Origin of the sequence: Streptomyces sp. TM32, from assembly GCF_004122755.1 — a bacterium.
GTDB lineage: Bacteria > Actinomycetota > Actinomycetes > Streptomycetales > Streptomycetaceae > Streptomyces > Streptomyces sioyaensis.
This window is the reverse complement of sequence record NZ_SDIG01000264.1, coordinates 1-5,649: the sequence shown is the minus strand read 5'-3', so window position 1 is coordinate 5,649 and position 5,649 is coordinate 1. Positions and strand designations below refer to the sequence as shown.

Sequence of the window (5,649 nt, the reverse complement as noted above, 5' to 3'; positions counted from 1 at the left end):
CCAAGAGCCAACCAAGGCCCCCGTCAGCCCCCCTCCGGCCCGCCGCCCCGGGGGCGCAGCTGCTGCGGTCGCGGCAGGTGCAGCCCGAGGTAGACCGCGCCCATCCGCAGGGCGAACACCACCCCCGCCGAGGCCACCGCGGCGGGGGTGGCGCCCGTTCCGACGTGGTGCAGCAGCAGATAGCAGCCGGCGCCGGCCAGCGCCGCGATCGCGTAGACGTCCTCGCGCAGCAGCAGCGGCGGGAACTCCCCGCACAGCACATCGCGGATGACCTCGCCGGTGACGCCGGTCAGCACCGCCAGGATGATCACGGCGAGCGGGGTGGCGCCCGCCTCGATCGCGGCCCGCGCGCCGATCACCGTCACGACGGACAGCCCGACCGCGTCGACCACCAGCAGTGATTTGTGCGGCAGCTGCCAGAACCGCAGATACGCCATGGTGCCGAGGCCGACGCAGATGATCACGGTCAGCAGCACCCAGTCGTGCGTCCAGTACAGCGGCCGCCGGTCGAGGATGAGATCGCGCAGCGTGCCGCCGGAGATGGAGGCGGCGAAGGCGAGCACCAGCCCGCCGAAGGGGTCCATGTTGGCGCGGTAGGCGGCCAGCACTCCGCTCGCCGCAAAGGCCGCGACACCGGCCAGGTAGAGGACGTGCAGCATGGCGCTCATCATGGCAGGCCCCGGAAGGACTGCTTCCGGGGAGGCCGTAAAAACTGACACTACCGGTCGGTAACTATCCGGTGTAGCGTGCAATCCATGGCTCTGGTGACCCTTGGCAACAGCGAGTTCGACCGCGATACGGCGGTCAGCCGCCGCGCCCCGGGCGTCTATGACGCCCACCTCTCCGCCGGCTGGACGATCATCCAGGCGGTCAACGGCGGCTACCTCCTCGCCCTCATGGGCCGCGCCCTGGGTGATGCCCTCCCGCACCCCGACCCGTTGTCGTCACCGCGCACTACCTGACGGCCTCGGTCCCGGGCCCCGCCGTCATCCGCACCGAAGTGGTCCGCACCGGCCGCACCATGTCGACCGGCACCGCCCGCCTCCTCCAGACCGACGAGGACGGCAACGAGATCGAGCGGCTGCGGGTGCTCGCCTCGTACGGCGACCTCGATGCCCTGCCCGACGACGTCCGCACCACCGCCAAGCCGCCGGCCATCCCGCCGTACGAGCACTGCCTGGGGGCGGACAGCGCCCCCGGCGGCGACCCGGTCATCCCCGGCAGCACGGCCATCACCGAGCGGCTCTCCCTCCGGCTGGACCCGGCGACCGCCGGCTGGGCGGTCGGCGCCCCGTCCGGCAAGGGCGAGATGCGCGCCTGGTTCGGCCTCGCCGACGGCCGCGAACCCGACCCGCTCTCCCTGCTGCTGACCGTCGACGCGCTGCCGCCCACCGCCTTCGAGATGGGCCTGCTGGGCTGGGTGCCCACCGTCGAACTGACCGCCCACGTCCGCCACCGCCCCGCCCCCGGCCCGCTGCGGGTCGCCATCACCACCCGCAATCTGGCCGGCGGCTTCCTGGAGGAGGACGCGGAGGTCTGGGACTCCGAGGACCGACTGGTCGCCCAGTCACGGCAGTTGGCACGGACGGTGTTGCAGGGCTAGGGCCTGATCCAAACGGCAGCCCTGGCTGTGCCGACCGGGGGCGGGCCCGTCCGGCCCCCGTTCGCGGTGCGCCCCGCGGCGAGGGCGGAATGTGTGACGCAAAGAGCAGGCGGTCGCCGACCGGCTCGTGCCAGACTGATCGCATGGGGGATGTGGCTCTCAGAATCGACGACGCGACCGTGGTGTGGCTGCGGGACGGCCAACCGGCCGCCGGGCAGCCTTCCGGCACGCACGAGCGGTCCGGCGGACAGCAGCCGACGGACGGGGACCGGCGTCGACATCATGGCGACGACGCCGAGTTGGAGCTTCCCGACGGCTTCGGCGGCGCCGTGCCGGTCAGCGTGGACGGCCGGATGAGCCGGGCGCTGACCCGTGGCGGCGAAGCCCTCGAAGAGGCCCTGCGCCCGCTCGGCGGCGTACTCGGCCAGATCCACCGCTCGATCTCCGCCGGAAGTCACCGCCCCGACGAGGTCACCGTCGAGTTCGGGGTCACGCTCGGCTCCGACCTGAGCCTCGGGGTGTTCTCCGGCAGCGGCGAGGCCAGCTTCAAGGTCTCCGCCACCTGGAACCTCGGCAGCGGCACGGACGGATCCGGGGGGACGACGACGCCGTGAGCGCAGGCGCAGGTCCGGACACCCCGCTGCAGCAGTCCTTCGCCTCCTTACGGTACGGCGACCGGGCCGTCGGCGCGGGCGTATTGGTCGCCGAGCGGCTCGTGCTGACCTGCGCCCATGTCGTCAACAGCGCACTGGGCAGGGACCGTTTCGCCCAGGACACCCCCGGGGCGGGCGACCCGGTCACCCTCCGGCTGCCCCACGTCGCGGCCGGCCGCGAGCTGACCGGGCGGGTCGTGCGGGAGATGTGGGTGCCGCCGCGGGCCACCGCCGCCACGAGCGCCCCGGTCCGGCCCGGACAGGTGCCCTACCACGGCGATCTGGCCGTACTGGAACTCGCCGAGGCCCCGCCCGCCGGCGCCGAGCCGGCACCGTTCCTCCAGCACAGCTACGCCAACGAGACCATCGCCTTATGGGCCAGCGGCCATCCGCTGCCCACGGTACGCGCCGTGCCCCGGGTCTCCGCCCCGCCCTGGATCGCCCTGGACGTGCTCGGCGGCGCCGAGGTCACCGAGGGCTTCAGCGGCGGGCCGCTGTGGGACCGCGCCCGGCAGGCCGTCGTCGGTCTGGTCGCGGCCGTCCACCGCGCCCCGGAACCAGCCGGCCCCGGAGCCCTGCCGACGACGATGTACGCCATCAGCGTCCCGGCCATCGAGGCCGAACTCCCGGCGCTGCCGCCCTCGGCGGTGCCCACCGCCCGGCGCGGGGTACAGCAGCTGCTCACCGCCCTGGAGCGGGTACTCCAGGGCCGCGAGGCGGTGCTGGCCTGCGAGGCACGGCTCGCCGCCCGGTTGGGCAGACCCTCGGCGGGCCCGGCGGCCGACCTCGAACGGCTGGTCGGCCTGGCCGTGGGCGTCCGCCGCGGCATCCCCGAACTCCTCGACCTGGTACGGGACTACGAGCCGCCGCCCGCCGGCCCCTACGAGCCGCACCCCTGGCCCGGTCACCACGGCGCCCGCGAGGACTGGGAACGGCTGCGCCGCGCCGCCCGTACGGTCCGCCCCGGCGAGTACCTGACCACCCGCCAGCGTCGCGACCTGTCGGGCCTGCTGGCCCACTGCACCCGCACCGACCCCCGCACCCTCCTCGAACGCGTCCTGCCGCACGCCCCGGAGCTGCCCGCCGTCGCCGGCCTGGCCGACGCGATGGACGCCCTGGAGGGCTTCAGCTCGCTCACCGGCGCGCCCGTGCCGCCGCTGCTGCAAGGGGTGGTGCGGGTCAGCGTCGAGGAGAGCGCGGCCGGGACGTACCCGTCCGAGGACCTGGACGCCTGGGTCGAGCGCGTCGGTGCCCGCTCGGGCGTCGACGAGGCGGCGGTCAGCCAGTTCCGTGCCGATGTGGTTGCGGCCGCCGCCCCGGTCCGTACCCCGGCGGCACCGGGCCTGCCGGGCACCGGCACCGCGGCCGTCGCCCCACGCGTCCAGGTGGAGCTGCTGCCCACCGCCACCGGACGCCGCTTCACCTACCAGATCTGGACGCTCGCCGACCGCCGTACGCACCGTCTCGCGCTGGTCCGCGATGCCGAGGCCGGCAGCGAGCAGGTGGTGGACGACATCCGCCGGGTGCTGCGCACCGAGGTCCGGGAAGACCCGGAGACCGCCCTGGTGGAGTACTTCCTCCCGGCCGCCTGGCTCGGTCTGGACGTCGACTCGTGGGAGTCGCCCGACGGCGACGAGGACGGGCCGTTCGTCCCGGGGATCACCCGCCGGGTGGTGGTGCGGACCACGGAGCGCTCCCGGGAGAGCTACGCCGGATGGAAACAGCGCACCGCGGCCCTGCCGCACGCCAAACGCCTGGTCCTCGACGAGCGGCACACCGACCGGATGGTCGCCCGCGCCCAGTTGGAGGTGCACCGCGACGCCGGGACGGTGATCGTGTGCTGTCCACCCGACCACCACGGCACGCTGCTGCGGCAGTGCGTGCAGGCGGGCGTCCACACCGTGCTGTGGCACCGCGCCGAACACGGCGCACAGCTCGCCCAGGACCTGCTGGCCCTGGTGGACGGCGCCGACCACACCGAGGTCCCCGAGGTGGTGCGCCTGGAGCGGGCCAAGGCGATGGCCGAGCCGGAGAGCACCACCCACCACGGTCGCCGGCTGTCCCTGCTGTACGACGCACCCGACCACCGTCCCCCGCAACTCGCCCCGGACGCCTGGGTGCTGACCCAGCCCTGAATGCCCGAGTGTGCACCGTGGACACGGCGACCCACCCGGCGAGCAACACAGCAAAGAACGAGGAGAACGTGCGGTGACCGGACAGAGCGCAGCAGGCGCACCCCACGACCCGGAGGCGGAGCCGGAGGCCTGGTGGGTGTTCCGTGGCCCGTCGGATCTGCCCGCCCCACCGCCGTGGCGGCGCTTTCCGTCCGAAGCAGGGACGGCGGCGACCCGTACGCCGTACCTCCTGGAGCGCAATGAGATCTCCGTGATCAATGCGGCGCTGCATCTGCACCGTCCGCTGCTGGTCACCGGCCGACCCGGCGCAGGCAAGAGCTCGCTGGCCCACGCCGTCGCCGAGGAGCTCGGGCTCGGGGACGTCCTGCGCTGGTCGGTCAACAGCCGCTCCACGCTCCAGGACGCGCTCTACCGCTATGACGCCGTGGGCCGCCTGCGGGAGGCCTCGCTGCGCCGCGAGCGGGAGGCGTCCCACGGCTCGGTGCGCCGGCCCAGGGCCCCGCGCGCCACGACCGCCGGCGACATCGGCCAGTACCTGCGCCTCGGCCCGCTCGGCAGCGCGCTGGCCGCCGGCCGGCCCCGGGTCCTGCTCGTCGACGAACTCGACAAGGCCGATATCGACCTGCCCAACGACCTGCTGGTCGTCCTGGAGGAGGGCGAGTTCGAGATCCCGGAGCTGGCCCGGCTGCCCGAGCACCAGCAGGAGGTGCCGGTCCTGCTGAGCGGAAGCCGGGAGCGGGTCACGATCCACCGCGGGATGGTGCGCTGCACCCACTTCCCGGTGGTCGTCATGACCAGCAACGGCGAACGGGACTTCCCGCCCGCCTTCCTGCGCCGGTGCGTGCGACTGGATCTGCCGGAGCCGACCGGGGAGCGGCTGCGGAAGATCATCGAACACAATCTGGGCGCGCGGGCGGTCGCCGCGGCGGAGGACCTGATCGAGGCCTTCCAACAGCGCGCGCAGACCCAGACGCTGGCCACCGACCAGCTGCTGGCCGCCGTCCACCTGCGCATCAGCGGCGCCGACCTCACCAGGGACGAGCTTCTCGGCGCCGTGCTGCACCGCCTCGACGAGCCCATGGCGCCATGATCGACCGACTCCGACAGGCGATGTCGGCCGCCGGCTACGACCTAGGGGCCACCGAACTCCTCGACGTGCTGTGGCTGGCACAGGTGATGGAGGGGCGTACGGCGGTCGGCGAGCGTCCAGATCTGGTAGGTGAAGCGGCGTCCGGTGGCGGTGGGCAGCAGCTCCACC

4 protein-coding genes and 1 pseudogene are annotated in these 5,649 nt (G+C 73.9%); 4 read left to right on the top strand and 1 reads right to left on the bottom strand.

The genetic code is table 11. The features are described 5' to 3' along the window. Nucleotides 1–23: 23 nt before the first annotated feature. Nucleotides 24–659, bottom strand: a complete 636-nt coding sequence (locus EST92_RS30735) for a trimeric intracellular cation channel family protein (protein WP_174244183.1) — start codon at nucleotides 657–659, stop codon at nucleotides 24–26. A gap of 96 nt (nucleotides 660–755) precedes the next feature. Here EST92_RS30735 and EST92_RS30730 point away from each other — a divergent pair. The 4 genes and pseudogenes from EST92_RS30730 (at nucleotide 756) to EST92_RS30715 (ending at nucleotide 5,481) form a co-directional block, all read left to right on the top strand. Next, nucleotides 756–1,603: pseudogene (locus tag EST92_RS30730) on the top strand (thioesterase family protein). Between the two features lie 143 nt (nucleotides 1,604–1,746). Further along, complete coding sequence (locus EST92_RS30725) at nucleotides 1,747–2,217, top strand: CU044_2847 family protein (protein ID WP_129283949.1); 471 nt, start codon at nucleotides 1,747–1,749, stop codon at nucleotides 2,215–2,217. Further along, nucleotides 2,214–4,391: a trypsin-like peptidase domain-containing protein gene (locus EST92_RS30720; RefSeq protein ID WP_129283948.1), complete on the top strand. Its 2,178-nt coding sequence runs from the start codon at nucleotides 2,214–2,216 to the stop codon at nucleotides 4,389–4,391. Before EST92_RS30725 ends, EST92_RS30720 begins: the two co-directional genes overlap by 4 nt. 73 nt (nucleotides 4,392–4,464) lie before the next feature. Beyond that, the gene (locus EST92_RS30715; protein ID WP_129283947.1) at nucleotides 4,465–5,481 is read left to right on the top strand and encodes a MoxR family ATPase; all 1,017 of its coding nucleotides are present in this window, start codon (nucleotides 4,465–4,467) and stop codon (nucleotides 5,479–5,481) included. The last annotated feature ends 168 nt before the right edge of the window (nucleotides 5,482–5,649 follow it).

Bases quoted from the DNA above. Each gene is read 5' to 3' on its own strand.
- EST92_RS30735 (WP_174244183.1), bottom strand. From the start codon at position 659: ATGCTGCACGTCCTCTACCTGGCCGGTGTCGCGGCCTTTGCGGCGAGC.
- EST92_RS30725 (WP_129283949.1), top strand. From the start codon at position 1,747: ATGGGGGATGTGGCTCTCAGAATCGACGACGCGACCGTGGTGTGGCTG.